Annotated in this window: 24 protein-coding genes and 1 pseudogene; 6 read left to right on the top strand and 19 right to left on the bottom strand. The window is 64.0% G+C overall.

Annotation, left to right across the window (positions count from 1 at the left end; genetic code table 11):
• Positions 1-89: 89 nt before the first annotated feature.
• From ACIQF4_RS02700 to ACIQF4_RS02680, 5 genes and pseudogenes are all read left to right on the top strand, one after another.
• Entirely contained in the window at positions 90-293 is a 204-nt protein-coding gene (locus tag ACIQF4_RS02700; protein WP_011692441.1) for a cold-shock protein, read from the top strand.
• 278 nt (positions 294-571) lie between these two features.
• Positions 572-895 (top strand): helix-turn-helix domain-containing protein, encoded by a 324-nt coding sequence (locus tag ACIQF4_RS02695; RefSeq protein WP_234005536.1) that lies wholly within the window; start codon positions 572-574, stop codon positions 893-895.
• On the top strand, positions 892-1,659 hold the full coding sequence (locus ACIQF4_RS02690) for an IS3 family transposase (protein ID WP_400514222.1): 768 nt from the start codon (positions 892-894) through the stop codon (positions 1,657-1,659). The genes ACIQF4_RS02695 and ACIQF4_RS02690 overlap by 4 nt, the downstream gene beginning before the upstream one ends.
• 102 nt (positions 1,660-1,761) lie before the next feature.
• Positions 1,762-2,871, top strand: a complete 1,110-nt coding sequence (locus ACIQF4_RS02685) for an IS110 family transposase (RefSeq protein ID WP_400514220.1) — start codon at positions 1,762-1,764, stop codon at positions 2,869-2,871.
• A 10-nt stretch (positions 2,872-2,881) separates the two neighbouring features.
• Positions 2,882-3,169, top strand: a pseudogene (locus ACIQF4_RS02680) (transposase); the annotation flags it as partial.
• A 155-nt stretch (positions 3,170-3,324) separates the two neighbouring features.
• Here the strand turns inward: ACIQF4_RS02680 and ACIQF4_RS02675 are convergent.
• The 14 genes from ACIQF4_RS02675 to ACIQF4_RS02610 all read right to left on the bottom strand — a co-directional run bounded on the left by ACIQF4_RS02675 (position 3,325) and on the right by ACIQF4_RS02610 (position 16,829).
• Positions 3,325-5,907: a bifunctional lysylphosphatidylglycerol flippase/synthetase MprF gene (locus tag ACIQF4_RS02675; RefSeq protein WP_400514218.1), complete on the bottom strand. Its 2,583-nt coding sequence runs from the start codon at positions 5,905-5,907 to the stop codon at positions 3,325-3,327.
• On the bottom strand, positions 5,904-7,214 hold the full coding sequence (locus ACIQF4_RS02670; protein WP_400514216.1) for an alpha/beta hydrolase: 1,311 nt from the start codon (positions 7,212-7,214) through the stop codon (positions 5,904-5,906). The genes ACIQF4_RS02675 and ACIQF4_RS02670 overlap by 4 nt, the downstream gene beginning before the upstream one ends.
• Before the next feature lie 5 nt (positions 7,215-7,219).
• A complete protein-coding gene (locus ACIQF4_RS02665) occupies positions 7,220-7,651 on the bottom strand; it encodes a DUF2550 domain-containing protein (RefSeq protein WP_400514214.1) in 432 nt (143 codons plus the stop codon).
• A 10-nt stretch (positions 7,652-7,661) separates the two neighbouring features.
• Positions 7,662-7,946, bottom strand: coding sequence for a F0F1 ATP synthase subunit epsilon (locus ACIQF4_RS02660; protein WP_018760117.1), 285 nt, complete (start codon positions 7,944-7,946; stop codon positions 7,662-7,664).
• Between the two features lies 1 nt (position 7,947).
• Positions 7,948-9,402: a F0F1 ATP synthase subunit beta gene (gene atpD, locus ACIQF4_RS02655; RefSeq protein ID WP_104184908.1), complete on the bottom strand. Its 1,455-nt coding sequence runs from the start codon at positions 9,400-9,402 to the stop codon at positions 7,948-7,950.
• A gap of 83 nt (positions 9,403-9,485) precedes the next feature.
• Positions 9,486-10,376: a F0F1 ATP synthase subunit gamma gene (locus ACIQF4_RS02650; protein WP_231455043.1), complete on the bottom strand. Its 891-nt coding sequence runs from the start codon at positions 10,374-10,376 to the stop codon at positions 9,486-9,488.
• A gap of 73 nt (positions 10,377-10,449) precedes the next feature.
• Positions 10,450-12,087 carry a F0F1 ATP synthase subunit alpha gene (gene atpA, locus ACIQF4_RS02645; RefSeq protein WP_350001623.1) on the bottom strand — a complete coding sequence of 546 codons (1,638 nt, stop codon included), beginning with the start codon at positions 12,085-12,087 and terminating at the stop codon, positions 10,450-10,452.
• A gap of 80 nt (positions 12,088-12,167) precedes the next feature.
• A complete protein-coding gene (locus tag ACIQF4_RS02640; RefSeq protein WP_350001625.1) occupies positions 12,168-12,995 on the bottom strand; it encodes a F0F1 ATP synthase subunit delta in 828 nt (275 codons plus the stop codon).
• Positions 12,995-13,546, bottom strand: a complete 552-nt coding sequence (locus ACIQF4_RS02635) for a F0F1 ATP synthase subunit B (RefSeq protein ID WP_188811879.1) — start codon at positions 13,544-13,546, stop codon at positions 12,995-12,997. Before ACIQF4_RS02635 ends, ACIQF4_RS02640 begins: the two co-directional genes overlap by 1 nt.
• Before the next feature lie 52 nt (positions 13,547-13,598).
• Positions 13,599-13,802 (bottom strand): ATP synthase F0 subunit C, encoded by a 204-nt coding sequence (atpE, locus tag ACIQF4_RS02630; RefSeq protein ID WP_009356484.1) that lies wholly within the window; start codon positions 13,800-13,802, stop codon positions 13,599-13,601.
• Positions 13,803-13,912: 110 nt separating this feature from the next.
• On the bottom strand, positions 13,913-14,713 hold the full coding sequence (gene atpB, locus ACIQF4_RS02625) for a F0F1 ATP synthase subunit A (RefSeq protein WP_066277093.1): 801 nt from the start codon (positions 14,711-14,713) through the stop codon (positions 13,913-13,915).
• A gap of 81 nt (positions 14,714-14,794) precedes the next feature.
• Complete coding sequence (locus tag ACIQF4_RS02620) at positions 14,795-15,133, bottom strand: hypothetical protein (protein WP_350001629.1); 339 nt, start codon at positions 15,131-15,133, stop codon at positions 14,795-14,797.
• Positions 15,126-15,608: a hypothetical protein gene (locus tag ACIQF4_RS02615; protein ID WP_350001631.1), complete on the bottom strand. Its 483-nt coding sequence runs from the start codon at positions 15,606-15,608 to the stop codon at positions 15,126-15,128. Before ACIQF4_RS02615 ends, ACIQF4_RS02620 begins: the two co-directional genes overlap by 8 nt.
• A gap of 108 nt (positions 15,609-15,716) precedes the next feature.
• A complete protein-coding gene (locus ACIQF4_RS02610; RefSeq protein WP_350001632.1) occupies positions 15,717-16,829 on the bottom strand; it encodes an MraY family glycosyltransferase in 1,113 nt (370 codons plus the stop codon).
• Positions 16,830-17,115: 286 nt separating this feature from the next.
• Here ACIQF4_RS02610 and ACIQF4_RS02605 point away from each other — a divergent pair, with 286 nt between their 5' ends.
• Positions 17,116-18,015 carry a glycosyltransferase gene (locus ACIQF4_RS02605; protein WP_400514209.1) on the top strand — a complete coding sequence of 300 codons (900 nt, stop codon included), beginning with the start codon at positions 17,116-17,118 and terminating at the stop codon, positions 18,013-18,015.
• 22 nt (positions 18,016-18,037) lie between these two features.
• On the opposite strand, the gene ACIQF4_RS02600 is transcribed toward ACIQF4_RS02605, so the two are convergent.
• From ACIQF4_RS02600 to rho, 5 genes are all read right to left on the bottom strand, one after another.
• Entirely contained in the window at positions 18,038-18,811 is a 774-nt protein-coding gene (locus tag ACIQF4_RS02600) for a WecB/TagA/CpsF family glycosyltransferase (protein ID WP_400514361.1), read from the bottom strand.
• Positions 18,811-19,737, bottom strand: a complete 927-nt coding sequence (locus ACIQF4_RS02595; RefSeq protein ID WP_400514206.1) for an L-threonylcarbamoyladenylate synthase — start codon at positions 19,735-19,737, stop codon at positions 18,811-18,813. Before ACIQF4_RS02595 ends, ACIQF4_RS02600 begins: the two co-directional genes overlap by 1 nt.
• Before the next feature lie 12 nt (positions 19,738-19,749).
• The gene (gene prmC / locus ACIQF4_RS02590) at positions 19,750-20,622 is read right to left on the bottom strand and encodes a peptide chain release factor N(5)-glutamine methyltransferase (RefSeq protein WP_400514204.1); all 873 of its coding nucleotides are present in this window, start codon (positions 20,620-20,622) and stop codon (positions 19,750-19,752) included.
• Positions 20,623-20,643: 21 nt separating this feature from the next.
• Complete coding sequence (prfA, locus tag ACIQF4_RS02585; protein WP_174179130.1) at positions 20,644-21,717, bottom strand: peptide chain release factor 1; 1,074 nt, start codon at positions 21,715-21,717, stop codon at positions 20,644-20,646.
• Positions 21,718-21,920: 203 nt separating this feature from the next.
• Positions 21,921-24,128 carry a transcription termination factor Rho gene (gene rho, locus ACIQF4_RS02580; protein WP_400514202.1) on the bottom strand — a complete coding sequence of 736 codons (2,208 nt, stop codon included), beginning with the start codon at positions 24,126-24,128 and terminating at the stop codon, positions 21,921-21,923.
• Positions 24,129-24,229 lie beyond the last annotated feature (101 nt).

The raw sequence follows: 24,229 nt of genomic DNA, 5'->3' as shown, positions 1-24,229 counted from the left end.
GCACGGCGAACCAGGATTCTTCTCGCGGAGTGACCAAGGCCGGCACGAGGTGTGCCGCTCTTAAAAAGTTCCACAATGAGGAGAAATAAATGGCACAGGGAACCGTCAAGTGGTTCAACGCTGAAAAGGGCTTCGGCTTCATTACCCCGGATGATTCGGATGGGGACGTCTTCGTCCACTACTCCGAAATCCAGACCGGTGGCTTCAAGACCCTCGATGAGAACCAGCGTGTTCAGTTCGAAATCGGCCAGGGCGCCAAGGGTCCGCAGGCTACCGGCGTAACGCTGGTCTAGTCTCAGCCCGCCGCCGCCGCACCTGCGGTCTGCAGCGAAAAATGGCCCCGGCATTCTGAACTGCTCCCCGGAAGTTGGACTGAGAAATTCAGTTCTGACTTCCGGGGAGCAGTTCTTTGCGTGTAGATAGTTCGTTGTCCGCGGCTCAGCGTGAGGCGGCTGTAGCGTGGTTTGAGAAAGGCCTTGCAGATAAGGCGACAGCTAATTTGTTGGGCGTGTCTAATTGGCCGGTCAAGAGGCTGTATCGGCGGTGGAGGATTCATGGCCAAGGAGCGCTGGTGACCAAGCCGACAAAACAGTCATACTCTTTCGAATTCAAGCTCGCTTTGGTCGAACGGTTCCTCGCCGGCGAGACTGCCCCTGATTTGGCAGCAGAAGCTGGCCTGTCCTCTCCGGTCCTACTGAGAACGTGGGTACGCGCCTATCGTCTTGAGGGCCCGGACTCCTTGCGACCAAAACCAAAAGGCCGACCGCGGAAGCCAGACACCCCGCCGGTTGAACCATCCGAGCTGGAGCGGCTGCGCCGTGAGAACGAGCGTTTGCGGGCAGAAGTGGCCTATCTGGGAAAATTGCGGGCCTTGAGGGCTCAAGAACAACGGTGAAGGTCCAGGCCCTCACCGCCCTCAAGGCTGACTTCCCGCTTTCTGTTCTGCTGCAAGTGTCGGGTCTTGCCCGATCGACATTCTTCTATCACCAGTCACGACTCCAGGCTCCAGACCCCCAAGAGGCCCTCAAGGCCACAGTCTCGGAGATCTTCACGACGAACCACGGCCGGTACGGGCACCGCCGTGTCCACACGGAACTGCTCAAGCAGGGCTGGATACTCGCGAAGAAGACCGTGCTGAAGCTGATGCGCACACTCGGGCTGGCCTGCAAGGTCCGGCGGAGGAAGCGCTACAACTCCTATCAAGGCGAACAAGGCACTGCCGCGCCTAACCTGCTGAACCGGGAGTTCGAGGCCACCGCCCCGAATCAGAAGTGGGTCACGGACGTGACCGAATTCAGCGTCGGCGACCGGAAGCTCTACTTTTCACCGGTCATGGACCTCTTTGACCGGCAGATCATCGCCCATTCGATTAGCCCGTCCCCGAACCTTACACTCACCAACTCTTCGCTCAAGCAAGCCCTCGCCTGCCTGGAACCCGGTCAACAGCCGATCGTGCATTCAGACAGTGAGACTGTCCGTACCGGTATTCCCGGAGGGTCCTTGACTCGCATAGTGATGGATGCGACAGGATGCTGGTGCCGGGTGGGCCCCGGGGTTCTTGACTCTCACTCCGATCGACAGCTGTTGTCTTTCCCCGGATCTGTCAGTCCCCGAGGCGTACCCGGTGAGGCGCTACGCCTCGCCGCCGGAGTGACCTAAGGAGAGCCTGCGCCAAGGGTGCTCATCACTGTCTTGTCCGCCGGTCGGTCGATGCGCGGGGCCGTTCCCCTTTGCACACCGGATGGACCGGAGGAAAACGACATGACCAGAACTCCCGCTACCAGCGACCCGGACCAGGCACGGACGCCTGTCTTCGCCGGCGTCGACACGCACAAAGAACTCCACGTCGCCGCCGTCATCGACGCCGGCGAAAAATTGTTAGGCACTAGAAGCTTCCCGACAACACGGACCGGCTACCGGGCGATGCTCGCCTGGATCGGCGAGTTCGGTGACCTGGCCCGGATCGGCGTCGAAGGCACCGGATCCTACGGTGCCGGCCTGACCCGGCACCTCGCCAAAGCCGGCGTCATGATCCTTGAGGTCGACCGGCCCGATCGCTCTGACCGCCGCCGCAAAGGCAAGGACGACGATCTGGACGCGATCAATGCAGCCCGCGCCGCACTCCATGGCCGACGCACCAGCATCCCAAAAAGCAAGGACGGCGCCGTCGAAGCCCTGCGCGTGCTGCGCGTCACCCGCGCCCACGCGGTCCGGGAGCGCCGCAGCGCCCTGCAGCTCCTTCGGATGTCGATCGTCTCCGCGCCGGAGGTACTTCGTGACCAAGTCCGCCACCTGACCCGGATGCAGCTCATCCGCACCCTCGCTGCATGGCGGCCGGACGTATCAAACGCGACCGACCCCGTCACCGCCTACCGGGTCTCGATGAAGTCCCTGGCCCGCCGCTACCTGGAACTCACCGACGAGATAACCGACCTGGACGAGCTCATCAACCCCATCGTCGAAGCCCTCGCACCCCAACTCCTCGAACGCGTCGGAATCGGCATCGAAGTCGCCGGACAGTTCCTCGTGACGGCCGGTGACAACCCCAACAGGATGAAATCCGAAGCCGCATTCGCGATGCTCTGCGGCGTTTCACCGCTGCCCGCGTCCTCTGGAATGACACAACGGCACCGACTCAACCGCGGCGGCGACCGCCAAGCCAACCGCGCACTGCACCTCGCGGTCATCAGCCGAATCAGGCTCGACCCGAGAACGCAGACGTACGTCGCGAAAAAGACCGCCGAGGGACACTCCAAGATGGAGATCATCCGCTGCCTAAAGCGGTACCTCGCCCGCGAGGTCTACTTCGTACTCAACCCCGGCCGCCAGCACATCGTCCCGAACACCAGACAACACCGAAACGCCGCTTGACACTTAGGAGAGCATCCAGGGCTTCCAGTACCGTCACGCCTCATGGAAATCGCTCCTCAAGGACGCCGGCGCAGCCCAATCCATGTCCCGCAAGGGAAACTGCTACGACAACGCCGTGATGGAAAACTTCTTCGGCCACCTCAAGGAAGAGATGTTCCACCACGTTCGGTTCATCAGCACCGACGCACTGACCGCAAACCTAAACGAGTACATCCGCTGGTACAACAACGACCGGATCTCGACAAAGCTCGAGGGCCTGAGCCCGGTGCAATACCGAGCCCAGGCCCTCGCGGCTTAGGATCTTACTTGGCCAGTCCAACTATCGGGGACCAGTTCATTCATGCCGGGGCCATTTTTTATTCCGTTTTACAGTCGTGCAAATCCAACACACAACGCGCGCGGATTCCGGCCCACCCCTGAATGGCAGAAAACCCATTAAAACTGCGCCGGTATTCACTTCACTAAACTGCGCACCAGGCGGGCGCCCTGCGCAAGCGAAAGTCCGGGAAGGTAGGCACGGGTCAGCGCGCGGCCAATGGCCGGCAGATGCAGCGGGTCCTGGTAGTAAAGGTACAGGGCGCGGTACTCGGGCTTGAACCTGGACTTGAACGCCGCCAGGGAACGGAAGCCGTAGACGGGTTCGAGCGCATGCCCCACCAGGTCCAGGATCTTTACCAGGTTCTCCGGCCCCGGCTGCCCGTCCTCCCCGCTCTCCTGACTCCCGGCCGGACCGTTCGCAGGGGAACCTGCCTGCCCCACGGGAACCTTTGCCAGCGGAGAACCGGACAGGGAGATGACCTCCACGGAGTCGCGCAGCTCCAGGACCGCAGATGCGATGAGGAACTCCATTACCCCTGGAAATCCTTCGGCGCCGCGCCGCATGACGTCCAGCGTCCGGCTGGCCAGCCGCCCGCCGTCGTACACGGGAAGCCAGCTGGTCACCCCGTGGACTGTTCCGTTGCCATCCACGGCGAGGCAGCACAGCACCTCCTCGTCCTCAAGCTCGTCCACACCGCCCAGCGTGAAGCCCATCTCAGGGACGGATTTTCCTGCTGCCCATTCCTCGGACACCTCGCTCAACCTTGAGCGGAGCGCCGCCGGCAGCGAATGGTACGGCCCCCACACCGCACGCACGCCCAGCTTCGCGGCCCGGTTCAGCGCTGTCCGGACGTTCTGCCATTCCTTTCCCTTGAACTCGAGTTCGCGGATCGGCAACCGTGTTTCCTGGGCAACGGCCACCCGGGCGAACCCCTGTTCCTGCAGTGCCGGCCACAGTGTGTCATCGCAGGAGTACAGCGCCGGAATCAGCGCGTGGCTCCGGCAGTAGGCCAGGAATTCCCCGGTGACCCGCTGCTGTGCCTCCTTGGGTCCGAAGGCTCCACCGAGGGTGAGGGCAACACTTCCATGCTGCTGGAAGGCCACCGCACCCGTGCCGCCGGGGCTGAACCAGTAGGTGTTGGGTTCCCACAGCGCCATCCACGAGAGCGGGCCGCCACCCTGATGCAGAAGCGACCGGGCCCGGTCCCGGTCCACCACGCCGGAATCGGTGCCATGGGCTTTACCCAGCAGCACCCACCACACTGCCGCCAGCGCGATGACCCAGAACACCGGTCCGGCATAGGCAAAAAGAACGGACTCCAGGGCGTTGCGTTCCGCAAAAACGCTGCGGTAGTGCTGCGGGATGGGAATGGGGACGTACTGCCGGGACAGCTCGGCCAGCAGTCCCAGCAACCCGCCGTCGCGCTCCAGCCCTCCCGACCAGAACCAGGCCAGCGCGTAGGAGCCGGCCAGGGCAAGCCACGTTCCTCCCACCACCGCGGCAAGCATGCGGCGCGCGGACGGCGCCGTCTGCACGCGGAATTGCCGCCGGTTCAACCACAAGACCAGGGCAAGCAGCAGCGGCACCACCACCAGGGGAAGCACGTGGGCAAACGCGGAGCCCATCGGTCGGGCGTTGGGAACCTGGCCCCTCGTGGCCAGCAGGGCGAAGAGGGCAAGGTAGACGGCGGCCATGGCCGTCACTGCCAGCTGGATGCCGATGGTGATGTTCAGGGCAAGGCGCCGGCCTCGGCGCATGCCGTCCGCACAGATCAGCAGCAGGGCTACCGGAACCACTGCCAGGGCCAGCCCGACCGGACCTGCAAAACCCGCCCGCCCCGCTTCCAGGCAGGAAGCCTGCACCGTGTCGCCGCAGTTGAACGCCAGCTGGCCAAGCGTTGGGAGCGGGTTTAGGACCACGTCGCGCAGAAGGGCCAGCGGACCCGTGGGCGCCCGGGTGACGCCAGCCAGGATCGGCCCCACGGCAAATACCGCGACGGTTAGGGCCAGGAGGTTCCTTGTTTCCCGCCCCGTTGAACGGTGCCGGTGCAGCTGGCCGTGGTCCCCCTGGATCCACCACCCCGCCAGCAGCCCCAGTACGGCCCCCAAGAACCCGATAACAGTTTCAGCGTGCCCCACGTACAGGACCAGCAGGAGCGAGATGGACAGCACTGCCGTCCGCAGCCGGCGCTGCCACAGGACCGGCAGCCGCGCGCTTGCCGCCATGCCCGCCGTCAGCAGCGGGGCATACGGGCCCACCAGGACATCATCGGCCATCTGGTCCAACCAGCCGTCACCGACATATCCGGCCACCTGGGTCACCAGCAGGAACAGCGTGACGGCGGAAAACTGGCCGCCCAGCACCAGCGCAACGGCCGCACGGGTTCCCAGCCTGCGCTCCGCGGGACCCAGCAGCACAACGATCATCAGGGCAGCCGCCAGGTAGGCAGCCGGATTCGTGGCGAAGAACATGCTGGTGAAGAGGGACCACCAGTTACCGTCCCGGAGCCCGGGACCGCTGACGCCCGCAAGCCCCATCAGCTGTTCGGGTGGCCCCGCCACGAAGCTCCCGGTCACTGCCGCTGTGGCCAGGAAGAGTCCGAGCATCCCCAATGTGAAGGGAGCCGACTTCAGCGCAGCCGTTGCATCCCTAAGGGCGGGCAGCGCCACCGTGGACCAGGCAAGGCGGGCAGTCCGCACCTGCTTATCCGCGGTCACCCGTACAGTCCCCACCGCTGGGCCAGGAAATCGAGTGCGTCCGCAATACGCTTCGACGACGTATCCCAGGAGTGGCCGGTGCTTTCCACCTCGTAGGAGCGCACCGTAAACCCGGCCTCCTCCGCCGCTGCGGCCACGGTACGGAGGTATCCGACGAATTCGGGATCGTCCTGCCCGGCGGTCAGGTAGAGTCCGCTGCCTTCAAAGCGTTGCCGCTCCATGATGGCCAGCGGTGTTTGGCGGATGAAAGACTCAGGATCTCCGGGGAAAGATGCCTCGATGGTCTTGTGGCGCTCCTTGGCAATCGCCGGCTCCGCCTCGCCGGAGAAGGACAAAACGGAGGGGAAGAGGTCCGGATGCCGGGTGCCCAGCTGCAGCGCGCAGGTACCGCCGAAGGAAAATCCGCCGGCAGCCCACTTGCGGTGGTCTGTTTCGACGGCGAGCGTGGACTTTATCCAGTGCGGAACGTCCTGCGACAGGTAGGTGTCCGCGCGTGCGATCCGGCTGTCCATGCACATGGTGTTGGCGGACTGTGATCCGTTGGGGTCCGGGACCACCACCACGGGCGCGACTCCCCCATGCGCGGCGGCATAGGAGTCCAGGTGGGACTGGAGCTGGCCTCCGGTCAGCCAGTCTGCCGGACCACCCGGCTGTCCCGCCACCAGCACCAGCACCGGGAGGGCGGGACGGTTCTGCGCAAAGTATGCCGGCGGGAGGTAGATGTAGGCTTCCCGGGTATCCATGCCGGAAACGTCCCCCGGGATAGCGTGCCGTCGCAGGGCTCCCCCGGAAGGCATCTCCCCCTGCGGTGCCCATCCCTGGAGTTGGACGCCGTCGGACTCACCGGGCTGGCGCCTCAGCTCCTGCTCCAGCACCGGGATCCGGGCCAGCGCCGTGCCGAAGAGGTCGCTGACGGTGCGGTTGAGCCCATAGTAGGCGTTGATCTGCACGCCACAGAGAACCGCCACCAGAAGGGAGGCTGCAAGGCCGGTGGCGCGGCTTCGCCACCTGCCGCGGGGCAGGCGCAGGACCAGGAGAATGAGCGCAGCTGCGCCCGCCGCCACCCAGAGCAGCACCGTGTCCGGGATGTTCGCAGGGAAGACCGAAAAGACGTTGATGAGGACCCAGTGCACCGCACCGACCATTACCAGCGCCGCGGCCGCGGCAGCCAGGACCCGGTACAGCCAGGGACGGGGGCGGATGCCGGCAGGGGGCACCAGGAGGTAGGCGGCCCCGGCGAGGCCCAAGAGGAGGGAAAACCAGTAGGCCGGCCCGTCCACGAGCCGGACATCAAAGAGCCAGTCCACGCCGGCTAGCGCCAGGTGCCGACGCCGATGACCGGTCCGGCCTCCAGCCAGGACGAGAGGCCGGTGTAGGCGTCGAATTTCATGGCAAGGCGCAGGTCCTTGCCTTCATAGCGCAGTTCCACAATCACGACGTCGGGCTGGACCTTCACGGCCTCGGCCTCCGTGGGTTTGCGGCGGCCCAGCAGTTCAAGGCTGTGGCGCTTGAACCTGTGTTTGGGCCGGACGCTCAATGACATCAGGCGGAACCATTCGAGGTCGTTGTCCTGATAACGACAAACCCCCATCTGCCAGCTGTTTCCAGCCATGCAAATGGAGGCGTCCACCGTGCCGAGGGCACGCCGCAGGTTGAAGCGGCGCACCCCCGAAAGGCACAGTGCAAAGATCAGCAATCCGAAAGCGATTGCCATGGCGATGAACGGAAGACTCGAAGCGTCCATCAAAGTGATGCTAGCGGATCCCAGCGGTAGCCGAGCCGCCCAACTGGGCGTTGTCAGCAACGATGACCACGCGGTTGTTGTCCACGGAGAAGAACCCGCCGTCGACGTCTACCGCGATACGGTCTCCCGATACCGGCTGGATCGCCAGTTCACCCTCGGCCAGGATCGCCAGCAGGGGCGAGTGGCCGGGCAGGATTCCGATTTCACCATCGCTGGTGCGGGCCTTGACCATCTTGGCCGCTCCGGACCACACGAAGTGGTCCGCTGCGACAATCTCAACCTCAAGCTCAGCCATATTACTTGGTCTGTTCCTGGATCTTGGCCCACTGGCGCTCGACGTCGTCGAGACCGCCGACGTTGAAGAACGCCTGCTCAGCGATGTGGTCAAGGTCGCCGTCGCAGATCGCGGTGAAGCCTTCAACGGTGTCCTTGATGGAAACCGTGGAGCCCTCAACGCCGGTGAACTGCTTGGCGGTGTAGGTGTTCTGCGACAGGAACTGCTGGATGCGGCGTGCACGCGACACGACGATCTTGTCCTCTTCGGAGAGTTCATCCACACCGAGGATGGCGATGATGTCCTGGAGTTCCTTGTTCTTCTGCAGGATCTGCTTCACGCGCACAGCCGTGTTGTAGTGGTCCTTGCCGATGTACTGGGGATCCAGGATGCGGGAGGTCGACGTCAGCGGGTCAACGGCCGGGTACAGACCACGGGAGGCGATTTCACGGGAAAGTTCCGTGGTCGCGTCGAGGTGTGCGAAGGTCGTTGCCGGAGCCGGGTCGGTGTAGTCATCTGCGGGAACGTAGATGGCCTGCATCGAAGTGATGGAGTGGCCCTTGGTGGACGTGATGCGCTCCTGCAGGAGGCCCATCTCGTCTGCCAGGTTGGGCTGGTAGCCCACAGCGGACGGCATGCGGCCGAGGAGGGTGGAAACCTCGGAACCTGCCTGGGTGAAGCGGAAGATGTTGTCGATGAACAACAGCACGTCCTGGTTCTGCACATCGCGGAAGTACTCCGCCATGGTCAGTGCGGACAGTGCCACGCGCAGGCGCGTTCCCGGCGGCTCATCCATCTGGCCGAATACAAGGGCGGTGTCCTTGAGGACACCTGCCTCTTCCATTTCAACCCAGAGGTCGTTACCTTCACGGGTACGCTCGCCAACACCGGCGAATACCGAAGTACCACCGAAGTTGCGTGCCACGCGGGTGATCATTTCCTGGATCAGAACGGTCTTGCCCACGCCGGCGCCACCGAACAGGCCGATCTTTCCACCCTTGATGTACGGGGTGAGGAGGTCGATGACCTTGATGCCGGTTTCCAGCATCTCGGTTGAGCCTTCGAGCGAGGCGAAGTTCGGAGCCTTGCGGTGGATCGGCCAGCGTTCGCTGATGTCCAGTTCCGATTCTGCAACGTCCAGGGGCTGGCCCAGCACGTTGAAGATGTGGCCCTTGACGCCGTCGCCAACGGGTACGGAGATGGGGGCACCTGTGTCCACTACGTTGGTTCCGCGGACCAGTCCGTCGGTAGCCTGCAGGGAGATGGCGCGAATGAGGTTGTCGCCCAGGTGCAGGGCGGTCTCGAACGTGATGGTCTTGGTTACACCGTTGAGAGTAATCTCAGTGGTGAGGGCATTGTAGATGGACGGGATTGCGTCGGCCGGGAATTCGACGTCGACAACCGGGCCGATTACGCGCGCAATGCGGCCGGTGGCACCGGACGTTGCGGCTACGTGTTCGGTAGCAGTGGCAGTCATCTCTCTCACTTCACTCAGTAGATGGCGTGGGTTTAAGTTTATCTGTGGTGTTGCAGGTCCAGCGGAATCCGGTCTGCTGCAGGCTAGGACGCGAGGGCGTCGGCGCCGGCAACAATCTCGGAAAGCTCCTGCGTAATTTCAGCCTGGCGGGCCGTGTTGCGCAGACGCGTGTACTTCTTGATGAGGTCCGTGGCGTTGTCGCCGGCGGACTTCATGGCCCGCTGGCGTGCAGCAAGCTCAGAAGCTGCTGCCTGCAGCATGGCCGCGAAGATGCGTGACTCGATGTAGCGCGGCAGCAGGGCGTCAAGAACGCGCTCCGTTTCCGGCTCAAACTCGTACAGCGGCAACAGGTCCGATTCAGAAGCTGCCTGCTCTTCCACTACTTCCAGGGGAAGCAGTCGGATGACCGTGGGCTCCTGGGTGACCATGGACTTGAAGCGGGTGTAAACCACGTGGATTTCGTCCACGCCGCCCTCTTCGTAGTCGGTTGCGAACTCGGCCAGCAGTGCCTCGCCAATTTCGCGCGCGGTGCTGAACTCAGGCGAATCCGTCCCTCCGGTCCAAACCCGTGCATACTCACGGTTCCGGAAATCGAAGTAGGCCTGGGCCTTACGTCCAACGACGTAAGTCTTGACTTCCTTGCCTTCTTCGTGGAGCAGCTCGATGAGACCTTCCGCCTGCTTGAGCACGCTGGCCGAGTAGGAACCTGCCAGTCCACGGTCCGCGGTAATTACCAGGACGGCGGCACGGCGGATCTGCTCCGGCTCAGTGGTCAGCGGGTGGTCGATTTCGCTTTGGCTTGCGACAGCAGAAACGGCGCGCGTGATCGCGTTCGCGTAAGGCAGTGAAGCTGCTACGCGCGCACGGGCCTTGCCGATGCGCGAGGTAGCGATCAGTTCCATCGCCTTGAAGATCTTGCGCATCGACGTGGTCGAGCTGATCTTCTGGCGGTAGACCCGGATCTGGGCTCCCATACTTATCCTTTCCTAGCGTTCCGTAGGCCGGGTGTGCCGGGTCCTGTGGACCCGGCACACCCGGCCAATGGAACTAGCGCTTCTGCTTGACGATCTTTTCCTGGTCAACCTGGCCCTCGTCGATGGCGGCATATTCCTCATGCCCCGCACCTACCAGGTGGTTGTCGCCCTCGCCGAAGAAGCCCTTCTTGAAGTCGACGATGGCCGACTTCAGAGCTGCCGCGGTGTCATCGTCCAGCACGTTGGTCTGCGCCAGCGTGGTGAGGATCGAGGACTTGTGCGTCAGGTGCTCCAGGAACTCGGACTCGAAGCGGCTGATGTCCTCAACCGGAACGTCGTCCAGGTAGCCGTTGGTGCCGGCCCAGATGGATACAACCTGGTTCTCCACCGGGAACGGCGAGTACTGGCCCTGCTTGAGCAGCTCCATGAGGCGGGCGCCACGGGTCAGCTGCTGGCGTGACGCGGCGTCCAGGTCCGAGGCGAACATGGCGAATGCCTGCATGTCGCGGTACTGGGCGAGGTCCAGCTTCAACGTGCCAGAGACCTTCTTCATGGACTTCACCTGTGCGGCGCCGCCCACGCGGGACACGGACACACCCACGTCAACAGCGGGACGCTGGTTGGCGTTGAAGAGGTCCGACTGCAGGAAGATCTGGCCGTCGGTGATGGAGATGACGTTGGTCGGGATGTAGGCGGAAACGTCATTCGCCTTCGTCTCGATCAGCGGCAGGCCCGTCATGGAACCGGCACCCAGTTCGTCGGAGAGCTTTGCACAACGCTCCAGCAGGCGGGAGTGCAAGTAGAAGACGTCACCCGGGTAGGCTTCGCGGCCCGGCGGACGGCGGAGCAGCAGCGACACTGCACGGTAGGCCTCAGCCTGCTTGGAGAGGTCATCAAACACGATGAGGACGTGCTTGCCGCCGTACATCCAGTGCTGGCCGATGGCCGAACCGGCGTACGGTGCAAGGTACTTGAAGCCGGCGGGGTCGGATGCCGGAGACGCCACGATGGTGGTGTACTCCAGTGCGCCGTTGTCCTCAAGGGTCTGGCGGATGGCGGCGATGGTGGACGCCTTCTGGCCGATCGCCACGTAGATGCAGCGGACCTGCTTGGCCACATCGCCTGAAGCCCAGTTGGCCTTCTGGTTGATGATCGTGTCAATCGCAATGGCCGACTTGCCGGTCTGGCGGTCGCCAATGATGAGCTGGCGCTGGCCGCGGCCGATCGGGATCATGGCGTCAATTGCCTTGAGCCCGGTCTGCATCGGCTCGTGCACCGACTTGCGCTGGGTCACGCCGGGAGCCTGGAGCTCCAGTGCGCGGGTGGTTTCAGCCTTGATCTCGCCGAGGTCGTCGATGGGCATGCCCAGCGGGTCGACAACGCGGCCAAGGAAGGCGTCGCCCACGGGAACGGACAGAACCTGTCCGGTGCGGTGGACTTCCTGGCCTTCTTCGATGCCGGTGAAGTCGCCGAGGATAATGACACCGATTTCGCGGACGTCGAGGTTCTGGGCCAGGCCCAGCGTTCCGTCCTCAAAGCGAAGCAGCTCGTTCGCCATGACCGAGGGAAGGCCCTCAACACGGGCGATGCCGTCACCAGCGGTGGTTACGCGGCCGACCTCTACGCGCTCTGCGTTTCCGGGTTCGTAGGACGCCGCGAACTCGTTCAGCGCATTACGGACGTCGTCGGCGTTGATGGTCAATTCGGCCATCTGCAGTCCCTGCTCTCCTGTTTTTGTGATCACCGTTGCCGATGACCGGGGTTTCTATCAGTTTGTTTGTGCTTGTCCGGCTAGCCGGCCAGCTGGCGTTGCAGCTCGCCCAGCCTGGTGAGTACCGAAGCGTCGAGCACTTCGTCACCGACCTGGACGCGGATGCCGCCAATGAGTGCCGGATCAACGTTGACGTTGATCTTCAGTTCCCGCCCGTACATGGCGTTCAAGCCCGCCTGGAGGCGTGCAAGCTGCGTCTGCGTCAGGGGACGGGTCACATTGACCGTTGCAATCCAGCGCTGCTGGCGCTTGGCCGCAAGCTCCGCGAAACGTTCCACCAGCCGGGTGGGCTTGATGCCGCGGGGCTCGGTGACGGCCTGTCTGATGAGGACTTTTGCTTCCTCACTGGCGGCCGGCACCAGCTTTTCGGCAAATGCCGACCTGGCAGCAGCGCTGGCCTGTGTTTCGGACAGAGCACGTTGTACCTCATGGTTGGAGGCAACAGCCTGGTTGAAGGAGAACAGATCGTTCTCCAGTTCTTCCAGGCCAGTGATTCCGGAGGCAGAAACGGCCGACTTGTTTTCGGCAACGGAAATGACCACCGTTGCGGCAAGAGTCTCGAGTGCATCGCCGATGTCACGGGCAGTTGCCCAGCGCAAGCTGGCCAGTCCGCCCGCGATCTCTGCAGCATCAGCGGAGACTTTTCCGCCAACCAGCTGCCTGACCAGCGCCGACTTTTCGTCACCGTTGCGGGACGGGTCAGTCAGGGCGCGGCGCAAGCCAGCCGAGCTGTCCACCATTCCCAGAATTCCGAAGAGTTCCTTTGCCAGCTGCAGCGACGCCGTCGGAAGCTTGGCTTCCAACGCTGCCAGCGCTGTTGCCAGCGATTCGCTCGATACGCCTGCCATTACTTAGCTGCACCTGCGTTCTGGGTCTCCAGATCTGCCAGGAAACGGTCCACGACCCGAGCTGCGCGCTCGTCATCGTTGAGCGATTCGCCGACGATCCGGCCAGCCAGGGTGGTGGCCAGCGTGCCGACCTCGGAGCGCAGCGACACAACGGCCGCCTGGCGCTCGGATTCGATCTGTGCGTGCGCCTGGGCCGTGATGCGGGCAGACTCTGCAGCTGCCTTCTCCTTGAGATCCGCGAGGATCTGGGCACCTTCGGCGCGGGCTTCCTCACGGATGCGGTTGGCTTCGGTGCGGGCGTCGGTCAGCTGCTGCTTGTACTCTTCGAGTGCAGCAGAAGCCTCAGCCTGGGCCTTTTCAGCCTTTGCAATGCCGCCTTCAATGGCCTCAGCACGCTCGGCGAAGGTCTTTTCGAACATCGGGACAACGAACTTGACCACGATGAACATGAGGATGGCAAAGCCCACGAGGACAACGCCCATTTCCCAGACATTGGGAACCAGGGGGTTGACTTCGCCCTCAGTGGCGGCTGAGATGATCAGCTGATTCATATTTCACCCGTCCTTTTCTACTCGGTTCTGTAAGTTCGCTTCGCTCTAAGGACTAGAGAACGAAGGCGAAGACCAGGCCGAGGATGGCGAGGGCTTCGGTGAGCGCAAGGCCGAGGAATGCGATCGGCTGCAGGACGCGCTGTGCTTCCGGCTGACGTGCAACGCCGTTGATGTAGGCAGCGAATACGAGGCCAACACCGATACCACCGCCGATTGCGGACAGACCGTAACCTACGAGGTTGAGATTGCCTTCCATTTTTCTTCCTTTCAAGATGCCACCCGTGTGGCAGGTTGTTTGGGTTGCTCTATCCCCGCGAGGGGAAGTTTTTAGTGCGCCTTGCGGCGCGGTGCCGTTGGGCGGATGCCTTAGTGGCTGTCGGCGTGAAGCGCGCCTTCGATGTAGATCGCGGTCAGCAGGGTAAAGACGTAGGCCTGCAGGACCATGATCAGGGCTTCAAGCATGTACATGGCGATCGCGCCGCCCAGGACCAGGAGCGAGGATCCCTTGAGCAGGATGTTCTCCTGCATGACGAGGAACTCGATGCCGTAGCCGGCGATCATCACAATGAGGTGGCCTGCCAGCATGGTGGCGAACAGACGGAGGCTGTGGGTAACCGGCCGGACCAGGAAGTTGGAGATGATCTCGATCGGGATCACGATCGGAAGGATGTACCAGGGAACACCTGAGGGCACGGTGGCCAGTTTGAAGTAACGGAGACCGTTCTTCTTGACGCCGATGGCGATCCAGGTGAAGTAGACGATGCCCGCCAGCACGTAGGCTCCGCCCACGTGGGAGAACGTGGGGAGCTGGAAGAACGGGATGGCGCCGTAGATGTTGTTCACCAGGATGAAGAAGAAGAGGCTGAACAACAGCGGGACGTACTTGATGAAGTCCTTGCCGCCGATGATGTCCTTGGCGATTCCGTTGCGGACGAAGCCGTAGGCGGCCTCGCCGGCGAACTGGAGTTTGCCGGGTACCAGCTGCTGCTTGCGTGCAGCGAGCACGAAGAAGACGGCGATAAAGACGACAGAGAGGAGGACCAGCAGCATCTGCTTGGAGAATCCTTCTGCGGCACCCCACGGCAGGATTGCCGGCAAATGCATTTCGTTAATACCAGGAGGAGTGAACTCTCCTGAATCTTGGGCCGGGAGCGCAAGCGCGATCAACGCGTTTCCTCTCTGCAGTGTCCATCATTGGGCGTTGGGCGGGGACCGGCAGCCTGATGGCCTGCTGTTCCCCCTGTGAAATTATTTGGCATTAGTGTCGCCGTCCTGGGACGGCCCGCTGGAAGCACGGCGCTCCCCAGCGTTGTTTCGAGAACTGGTAAGGCCATGCATGTGGGAAAGGTAAAAACCTCCGACGGCTCCAAGCAGAGCGCCTGCGAGCACAATCCAGCGCGTTCCCCACACGTAATCCAGTCCCCACCCTATCAAACTCCAGACGATGATTCCGCCAATGATGTAGCTGAATACGGCCATGCCGGCGTTGTATCCGCCGCTGGTTCCGTCGCCTGATACACCGGGAGCGGAACCGCTCAGTCCGCCGTTTCCGCTGCGGCCATCATTCGGCTTCTGAGGATCACGCATCGGGGTTTTCCTTGGTTTGTGGATCGTTGTAAATCTGGAGGCGCGCTTTGCTGAAACCGTAGAGCTCAGCAGCCTGCCACAGCACCACGGCGGTGACCGCGCCGGCAACAAACCAACGCCCGTCCAGCCACTGCGGCGCTCCGACAAAGAACAGCACGACGGCGAAGCCGACCACCTTGACGAAGTAGGTGGCCACGAACATTCCGATGGCTCCGGAGGGGTTCGTGCGGCCCACGAAATGCCCCACGAGGAGGCTGATCCCGAAGAACAGCATCACCAGCAGGCCACCGGACGAACTGGACAGCGCCCCGTCCATGCCATCCAGCAGCAGGGCCAGGACAGCGCAGAGAAGTACTCCGAACGCCGAAGCGATCGAGCTCAGCTTGAGGAGGTGCAGCCAGAGTGACGGCGTGGGGCCGGATGCGCCAACGTTTCCGTTGCCGGACAACGGTCCGGACTCGGCGTTGGAGGTCATTCGATCCCAATCGTCGGCTCCTGCGGCGAATCACCAACAGGCTGTGTGGAGGGGCAGCTTTGGCTGCCCCTAAATTCTACATGAGATAGAAATATTTCTGCACGGACGTTACGCCCGGGTCTCTTCGCCCCGGCGTGCCAGATAGGGCCAGGCAGTGACGAGGCCCATGACCAGGGTGGCGAAGAGGTCAATGGACAGCACAATCTGCCAGGGGAAGATAGCGAAGGCCAGTCCCCCGAAGGAGAGGATCCCGGTCCAGAGGTACATGAGGATGACTGCCGTGCGGTGCGAGTAGCCAATGTCCAGGAGCTTGTGGTGCAGGTGTCCGCGGTCAGCCGACCAGGGTGAGCGTCCGCGGGCAGTCCGCCGCACAACAGCCAGGCCAAGGTCCAGCAGCGGAAGGAAGAGGACCGCGAACGGAAGCAGGATGGGAATCACGGTGGAGATGCCGTTGACCCTGTCATACAGGCCCGAGGTGATCTGGCCCGTGGACACCACACCGGCGGAGGCCATCAGAAGGCCGATCAGCATGGCGCCGGAATCGCCCATGAAGATCTTGGACGGAAACCAGTTGTGCGGCAGGAAGCCAAGGCAGCTGCCCACCAGGACGGCGGTTATGAGGGTGGCGAGGTCTGAATAGTCCAGCAGGACCGCGTTGCGGTGCACCCAGTAGGCGGTGAAGAAGAACGCCGTGCCGCCGATGATGGCGACGCCCGCGGCAAGGCCGTCCAGCCCGTCGATGAAGTTGAAGGCATTCATCGTGGTGACGATCAGCCCGGCGGTCAACAGGACCCGGACTGTTTCATTCTCAAGGTAGACCGGCTCGGGAACCCAGGGGACGATAGTCATCTGGACTCCCCAGATGGCCACGGTCAGGCCTGCAATGCTCTGGCCGATCAGCTTTACCCACCACCGGATGTCCAGCAGGTCGTCTGCGACGCCCACCAGGACTATGACTGCGGCGCCTGCAAGCACACCCCAGGGCGAGAAGTTGTTCCGGTAGATGTCCTTCACGAAAAACGATTGGCTGGCAACGATGAGGGCCACCATGACGCCGAGGAAGATCGCCACGCCGCCCAGGCGGGACACGGGAATGGAGTGCATGTCGCGGCTGCGGATGGGCATGTGGAGCTCGAGCCGGTGGCCGACGACCCGCGCCCCCCACGTTGCCGCATAGGACACAACGGCAGCCGTCAGCCCCATCAGCAGGTACATGATCATGGGGCGGGTTCCGTCTCCGGGGGGACGCTGCAGGCGGGCAACGGCACTGGCTGCTGGTCCTTGGCTATGGGGCTCACTGGCCGGGAATCTGTTCTTCGATAAATGAAACTTCTCCGTCGCCGAGCGCGCGGCAGGCAGCGCGTATTTCCTCATACGCAGTGCCGTACAGGGCTGTATTACAGTGGACTCTAGTCAAAGATACTAGCGCCAACAGCTTCATGGCTTCGCGCCACACTGGCGCATTGCGAGCGGGGAAATCCCTGTCAGCCATGCTGAAAGGACCCCCATGACCCCCCGCATAGCAGTTGCTGCCGTGACCTTCGACAGGCCGAAGGAACTTGCTGTCCTGCTGGATTCCATCAACGCCCAGACGGCCGCGGTGGACACAATCTGCCTTGTTGACAGCGGCAAAACCCCGGCGCGCGAAGCAGCCGGATTGCACCCGAACGTCGACTATGTCCGTTCGGAGGCCAACCTTGGCGGTGCGGGCGGCTTCGCCCTGGCAGCGCTCAAGGCAGTGGCCAGCGGCGCCAGGTGGATCTGGATGATGGACGACGACGCCGAGCCGGCAGATCCTGAATGCCTCGCCACGCTGCTGCGTGAGGCTGAGGCACGGGACCTTGAGGCGGTGGTTCCGCTTGTGACTGCGCCCGGCCAGCCGGACCGGCTTTCCTTCTTCTTCCGCCTCGACGGCAAGGTGACGCACAGCCGCGCCGAGGTGGAGAAGCTTGGCTTCCTCCCCAACGACGGCCACTTCTTCAACGGAGCGCTGATCCGCTCCGATGTCTTCTTCAAAGTGGGCCTGCCGGACATGCGGCTGTTTATCCGTGGCGACGAAGTCGACTTCACCATCCGGCTGCGCAAGGCGGGCATCAGGTTTGGCACCGTGACCACCACAGCCATCACCCACCCGCATGCGTTTTCCGAAACCCAGCATGTCTTTGGCGCAGGCTGGCACGTCATCGTTCCGGAGTCCGCGTTCAAGCGCTACTACTATTACCGGAACCGCGGCTACCTGATCCGCCGCTACTTCCGTGTCCGCTCTTTTGTTGCGGACGTGGGCGGTTATGTGGGCTACTTCGCGCAGCGGCGGGACCTGCGGGGGTTCGTCGGCTGGGCCAGGTCCTTCACCACCGGCCTGCGCGGCAAGGGCTTTGCCCCGCTGGAGGACCAGAAGTTCCAGTGACGCACCTCCGGTCAAACGGCTTTTACCTGCCGGACCTGGGGATCTGCCGCTTCAAGTGCCGGTTTCCCAGGAGCCACAGCAGGACCCAGGGCTCTCCGAGCACGCGGTAGGCAACACGTCGGGGATGCAGCAGCAGCCGCCAGGCCCATTCCAGCCCCATCCGGCCCAGCCAGCGCGGTGCAAGTTTCTGGAAGCCGGCCAGCTGTTCGATTGCTCCCCCCACGGCGCAATAGATGGCAGTCGGCATGTCGCCCAGGCGCCGTTGCAGGACTTCCTCCTGCAGGGGCATGCCCAGGCCCAGCAGGACAAGCTGCGGCTGCTGGGCGTGCAGCCACGCAACAGCCTGGTCTTCCAGGTCCCCGTTCCAGCCCTCACCGGGCAGTCCCGCCACCCGGGCGCCGGGGACAATCGACTCCAGTTGCTTAACGGCCGCAGCATTTGCCTCGGCGCCGGCGCCGATCACTGCAATCCGCTCCAAACCGTGAACCTGGCCCAGCGCCGGAAGCCAGTCGGTGGTGCCCAGCCTGTAGTCCATGACCGGCCCTTCGGCTTTGCCGGTCCTCCCCCACAGCCAGAGCACGGGTGCACCGTCCAGCAAAACTACGTCGCTGCGCTGGTAGAGGTTCCGGAAGCCTTCATCCGAGAGCGTCAGTGTCACGCTGTGCAGGTTGTGCCCCAGCACCGTGCGCGTGGAGCCTTCCTCGACGAAGCGGCTGAGTTCCGCCATCAGCTCGGGAACCCGGAGCGGTGTCGCATCAACCTCCAGGACCGGAATCCGCTGGCGGTCCAGAGCCATCACGGTTCAGGGTTCCGAACCGGCGCCGGGGCAGCAGCAGACGAAGGTTTGGCCGCTGCTGGGTCAACCGCGGAGGAACCGGATGCCGCCGGCTGAACCGGTTCAGCTGCGGACTCGTCAGCAGCGTCAGCCGGGACTCCTGCAATTTTGTCCGAGGCAGACTCAGCAGCAGGAGATTCAACAGCAGGAGGCACAACGGCCGGAGACTCGTTGGCGGGTGCAGGTTCTTCCGTTGCTTCCACCGGTTCCTCTTCAGCCATGGGGATCTCTCCGAGGCCCAGGACGCCGGGTACGTGTTCACGAAGCTGGTCCAGGGTCACCGCACCGTTGCGGACCACGCGCAGGCGCGGACCCGTGGCATCGACAATCGTGGACGGTACCGCTGCTTCTCCTTCGACCGGCCGGAAGCCGCCTTCAAGGTAGACCTCCACGGAGTCAGCCAGCTGTTCGCGCGCGGCTGCAGCCGTCTGTCCGGGGGCATGGCCGGTGCGGTTGGCCGAGGAAACAGCCAGCGGGCCGGTCAAAGTCAGGAGCTCCTGGGCGATCTCATCGTCCGGCATGCGGAGTGCCACCGTGCCTTTGGTCTCGCCAAGGTCCCAGTCCAGGGAAGGCTGCGCGTGCAGGATGAGGGTTAGGCCACCGGGCCAGAAAGCCTCCGCCAGTTTGCGGGCGTCGGCCGACACTTCCGTGGCGAGGCCGTCCAGGGCATTGATCCGCGGGATCAGCACGGGCGGCGGCATGGTGCGGCTGCGTCCCTTTGACACCAGGAGCATTGTCACGGCCTGGGGCGAGAAGGCGTCGGCGGCAATCCCGTAGACCGTGTCCGTGGGGAAGACCACGCACTTCTTTTCGCTGATGGCACGCTGGGCGTGCTCGAGTCCCTTGGCGCGCTCGTCGTCACTGGTGCAGTTGTAGGTAGTGGTCACTCGCCTATTCTTTCATTCGCTGTGGTCCGGATCCGCGAGCAGGGCGCTGGTGGCGCGCTCCTTGCCGTTGAGGTCCAGGTGCGTCCTGATTCCGGTCCAGTTTCCTGAACCCGCCAAATGGTCGGAAATCCATCCCGCCTGGACTTCTGCATGCTCCATCACAAAGTAGCCGCCCGGGCGCAGGAGGCGGGCGGCGGAGGCAGCGGCCGCCGTCGGAAGTTCCATGCCGTCCGCTCCCCCGCCGTACAGCGCCTCAGGCGGATCATGGAGGGCCACTTCCGGCTCGTTGGGGACGGCTTCGGCGGGGATGTACGGCGGGTTGGACACCACGACGTCGAAAGTCCCGTTCAGCTCTGGCAGCGCGTTCCGCAGGTCCCCCAGGACAAGCCGGACACCCAGCGGGCCCAGGTTTTTTGCTGCCCAGGCATGGGCGAAGGGACTGAACTCGACGGCGTGCACCTCCGCGCCCGGCACTTCGTGGGCGATGGAGCCTGCGATGGCGCCGGAGCCCGTCCCGAGGTCGACGATCCTCGGGTGGGCCATCCCCCGGACGTGGTCGATGACCAGCTGCACCACCGATTCGGTCTCGGGGCGGGGCACGAAAACGCCGGGGCCGACGGCCAGTTCGAGGTAGCGGAAATACGCCACCCCCGTGATGTGCTGCAGCGGTACGCGGCTGGCGCGCTCCGCCACCAGCGCCGCATAGCCTTCCGGCGCGGGTGCATCCCCCAGCATCATGGCACGCAGCCGGCCGAGCCCCACATTCAGCAGGTGGTCCGCCAGCAGCTCCGCGTCCACCCGCGGACTGGGGACGCCGGCGTCACGGAGTATGTCCGTTGCCGCGCTGACGGCGTCCGCGAGCGACTGGCCTGGCTCGAGTGTCATGTCTGCTGTGTGCCGAAAGGACTAGTCGCCGATGGCGTCCAGGCGCGCCTGTTCGTCCATCTCGATGGCGGACTGGATGACGGGCTCGAGGTCGCCGTTCATGACCTGGTCCAGGTTGTACGCCTTGTACCCGGTGCGGTGGTCCGCGATGCGGTTCTCCGGATAGTTATAGGTACGGATGCGCTCCGAACGGTCCATGGTGCGGATCTGGGATTTCCGCTGAGCCGAGTTCTCGGCGTCGATCTGCTCCTGCTGGTGCGCCAGGATGCGTGCCCGGAGCACGCGCATGCCCGCTTCACGGTTCTGGAGCTGGGATTTTTCGTTCTGCATGGCAACCACGATGCCCGTGGGAAGGTGGGTGATGCGCACAGCGGAGTCAGTGGTGTTAACGGACTGGCCGCCGGGACCGGAAGACCGGTAGACGTCGATCTTGAGGTCGTTCTGGTTGATTTCCAGCTCTTCGGGTTCATCCACTTCGGGGAGGACAAGGACGCCGGCAGCGGAGGTGTGGATACGGCCCTGCGATTCCGTGACGGGAACGCGCTGGACCCGGTGCACGCCGCCTTCGAACTTCAGGCGCGCGTAGACGCCCTCTGCAGGATCGTTCGAGCTCCCCTTGACGGCAACCTGGACGTCCTTGTAGCCGCCGAGGTCGGATTCGGTGGCGGAAATGATCTCGGTCTTCCAGCCCCGGGACTCCGCGTACCGCGTGTACATACGGAGCAGGTCACCGGCAAACAGGGCGGCTTCGTCGCCGCCTTCACCGCCCTTGACCTCGAGGATCACGTTGCGGGCATCGTCAGGATCGCGCGGGATGAGAAGGCGGCGCAGTTTCGCAGCGGCCACCTCAAGGGCGGCTTCCAGCTCAGGGACCTCAGCCGCGAACTCCGGATCCTCCGAGGCCATCTCCTTGGCAGCGGCAAGGTCATCCCGGAGGCCTTCCCACTTGTGGTAGGCCTCAACAATGCCATTGAGCTGAGCCGAACGCCGCCCCAGTTTCCGGGCAAGCCGCTGGTCAGCATAAACAGCAGGATCCCCCAACTGCGCCTGGATAGCATCATGCTCATCAAGCAGGCCCTGTACGGACTCAAACATTTTCAAAACCTTTCAACGCGCTGAGTAACAGTCTAATGACGCCTACAGCGGCAGGTGACGTACGGCAGTCGTCGCATATTTTTGCCGGCCAGGGAGTGGCATCGGGCCTGTCGGAGCGTTGCAGCTGACGTACGCAGTACGTCAGCTGCAACGCGAAGGGGCGGGGCCGGCAAAAATATGCGACGGCCCCACCCCTGGCTTAGCTACTTGTCGTTATCCGACTTCGCGCCAAGCGTCGTCTTCTGGACCTGCATGAGGAACTCGACGTTGCTCTGGGTTTCCCGGATCTTGTTGGTCAGGAGTTCGAGGCTCTGCTGGGTCTCGAGTCCGGAGAGGACGCGGCGCAGCTTCCACATGATCTTGACTTCCTCGGGCGAGAGCAGGTTCTCCTCGCGGCGGGTGCCGGACGCGTTGACGTCCACGGCCGGGAAGATGCGCTTGTCTGCCAGCTGGCGGGACAGGCGGAGCTCCATGTTGCCGGTGCCCTTGAACTCCTCGAAGATGACCTCGTCCATCTTGGAACCGGTCTCCACGAGCGCGGTGGCCAGGATGGTGAGCGAGCCGCCGTTTTCGATGTTGCGGGCTGCACCGAAGAAGCGCTTCGGCGGGTACAGCGCCGCGGAGTCCACGCCACCGGACAGGATGCGGCCGGAGGCCGGCGCTGCCAGGTTGTAGGCGCGGCCCAGGCGGGTCATGGAGTCCAGCAGTACCACCACGTCCATGCCCATTTCCACGAGGCGCTTGGCGCGTTCGATGGAAAGTTCGGCCACGGTGGTGTGGTCATCGGCAGGACGGTCGAAGGTGGAGGCAATGACCTCGCCCTTGACGGTGCGCTGCATGTCCGTGACTTCTTCGGGGCGTTCGTCAACCAGCACCATCATGAGGTGGACCTCAGGGTTGTTGGTGGTGATCGCGTTGGCGATGGACTGCAGGATGAGCGTCTTGCCGGCCTTCGGGGGCGAAACGATCAGGCCGCGCTGGCCCTTGCCGATGGGAGCCACGAGGTCGATGACGCGGGGGCCGATCTTCTTGGGATCGGTTTCCAGCCGCAGGCGCTCGGACGGGTAGAGCGGAACCAGCTTGGCGAACTCGACGCGGTCCTTGAGCTCTTCGGCGGTCTTGCCGTTCACCGAGGTGACGCGGACCAGGGCGTTGAACTTCTGGCGGGCGGACTGCTGGCTGCGGTCTTCGCCTTCGCGGGGTGCACGGATGGCGCCGACGACGGCGTCGCCCTTGCGCAGGTTGTACTTCTTGACCTGGGCCAGGGAAACGTAGACGTCGTTGGGGCCCGGCAGGTAGCCGGAGGTGCGGATGAACGCATAGTTCTCCAGGACGTCGAGGATGCCGGCTACGGGCAGCAGGACATCGTCCTCGGTAACCTCGACGTCGTCGACGTCCGGCCCCTGGGAACGGCCGCGGCGGCGGTCATTGCGGTCGCGGAAGCGGTCGTTCCGGGAGTTGTTGTCCCGGTCCTGGCCGCCGGAACGGTCATTGCGGTCGTTCCGGTCGCGGCGGTTGCGCCGGTTGCGCCGGCTGCCGCCGTCGGAGTCATCGCCGTCGCGGGTGTCGCGGTTGTCATCGCGGCGGGCGCCATCGCGCTGGCCTGCCTCGCGGCTGCCGGTGTTGTCCCGGCCGCCGTCTGCATTGTCGCGGGAAGCGTTGTCGCGTCCTGCGTTGTCACGGCCGGCGTTGTCGCGTCCGCTGTTGTCGCGTCCACGGGTGCGGCCGGCTTCGCGGCGGTCGGTGCGCTGGCCTGCCTCGCCGGCTTCGGCGGGGGCTTCGGTGCGCTGTTCTGACGCGCGCTGTTCTGACGTGCGCTGTTCTGACACGCGCTGGTCGGCGTCGGCCTGCTCAGCGGGAGCCTCGGCGGCTTCGGCAGCCTGCGGCGCAGCGGTTGCTTCACCGCGGCGGCGGTTGCGGGTGCGCGGCTGGCGGCGCTCGGTGGCGCCTTCGGGTGCTTCGGCTGCCTCGGCGGCGGGTGCCTCAACCGGAGCGGCGCTGCTGGTTTCGGCAGCGGCCGGCTCGGCAGCGGCAGGGGCCACAACTCCGTCGCTGACTGCGCGGCGGCTGCGGCCGCGGCGCGCCCGGGTTCCTTCAGCAGGAGCTTCCGTTGCCTCGGCGGCGGCCGGGGAGGTCACCGCGGTGGAGACGGCCGCGGCTTCGACGGCCTTTTCTGTTGCCCTGGCGGGAGCCTTGGTCATGGGGGTGCCGGCGCGGTGGGCAGAGATGGCCGAAACCAGGTCCCCCTTGCGCATCCGGGAACCGCCTGAAATGCCGAGCTGGCTGGCGAGTGCCTGCAGCTGGGCGAGCTTGAGGCCGGCAAGGCCGCTGCTCTTGGCGGGTGCTGCCGGTGATTCGGCAGCAGAAGATGATAGTTCCACAGCTGGCGACAGCTCAGTGGTTTCGGTCACGAAGGATCCTTCCCCCTCGACGGCGTCCAGACTGGGAGCTGGGCGCGATGATTTGATCTGGGCTGCAGTTCAGATCTGCAGCCGGATTGTTCGGCCTTGCC

The sequence above is a fragment of the Pseudarthrobacter sp. NPDC092202 genome, from assembly GCF_044755505.1.
In the GTDB taxonomy this organism is placed as follows: Bacteria; Actinomycetota; Actinomycetes; order Actinomycetales; family Micrococcaceae; genus Arthrobacter.
Note: the sequence above shows the minus strand (reverse complement) of the source record. Positions and strands in the feature narration are given on the sequence as shown.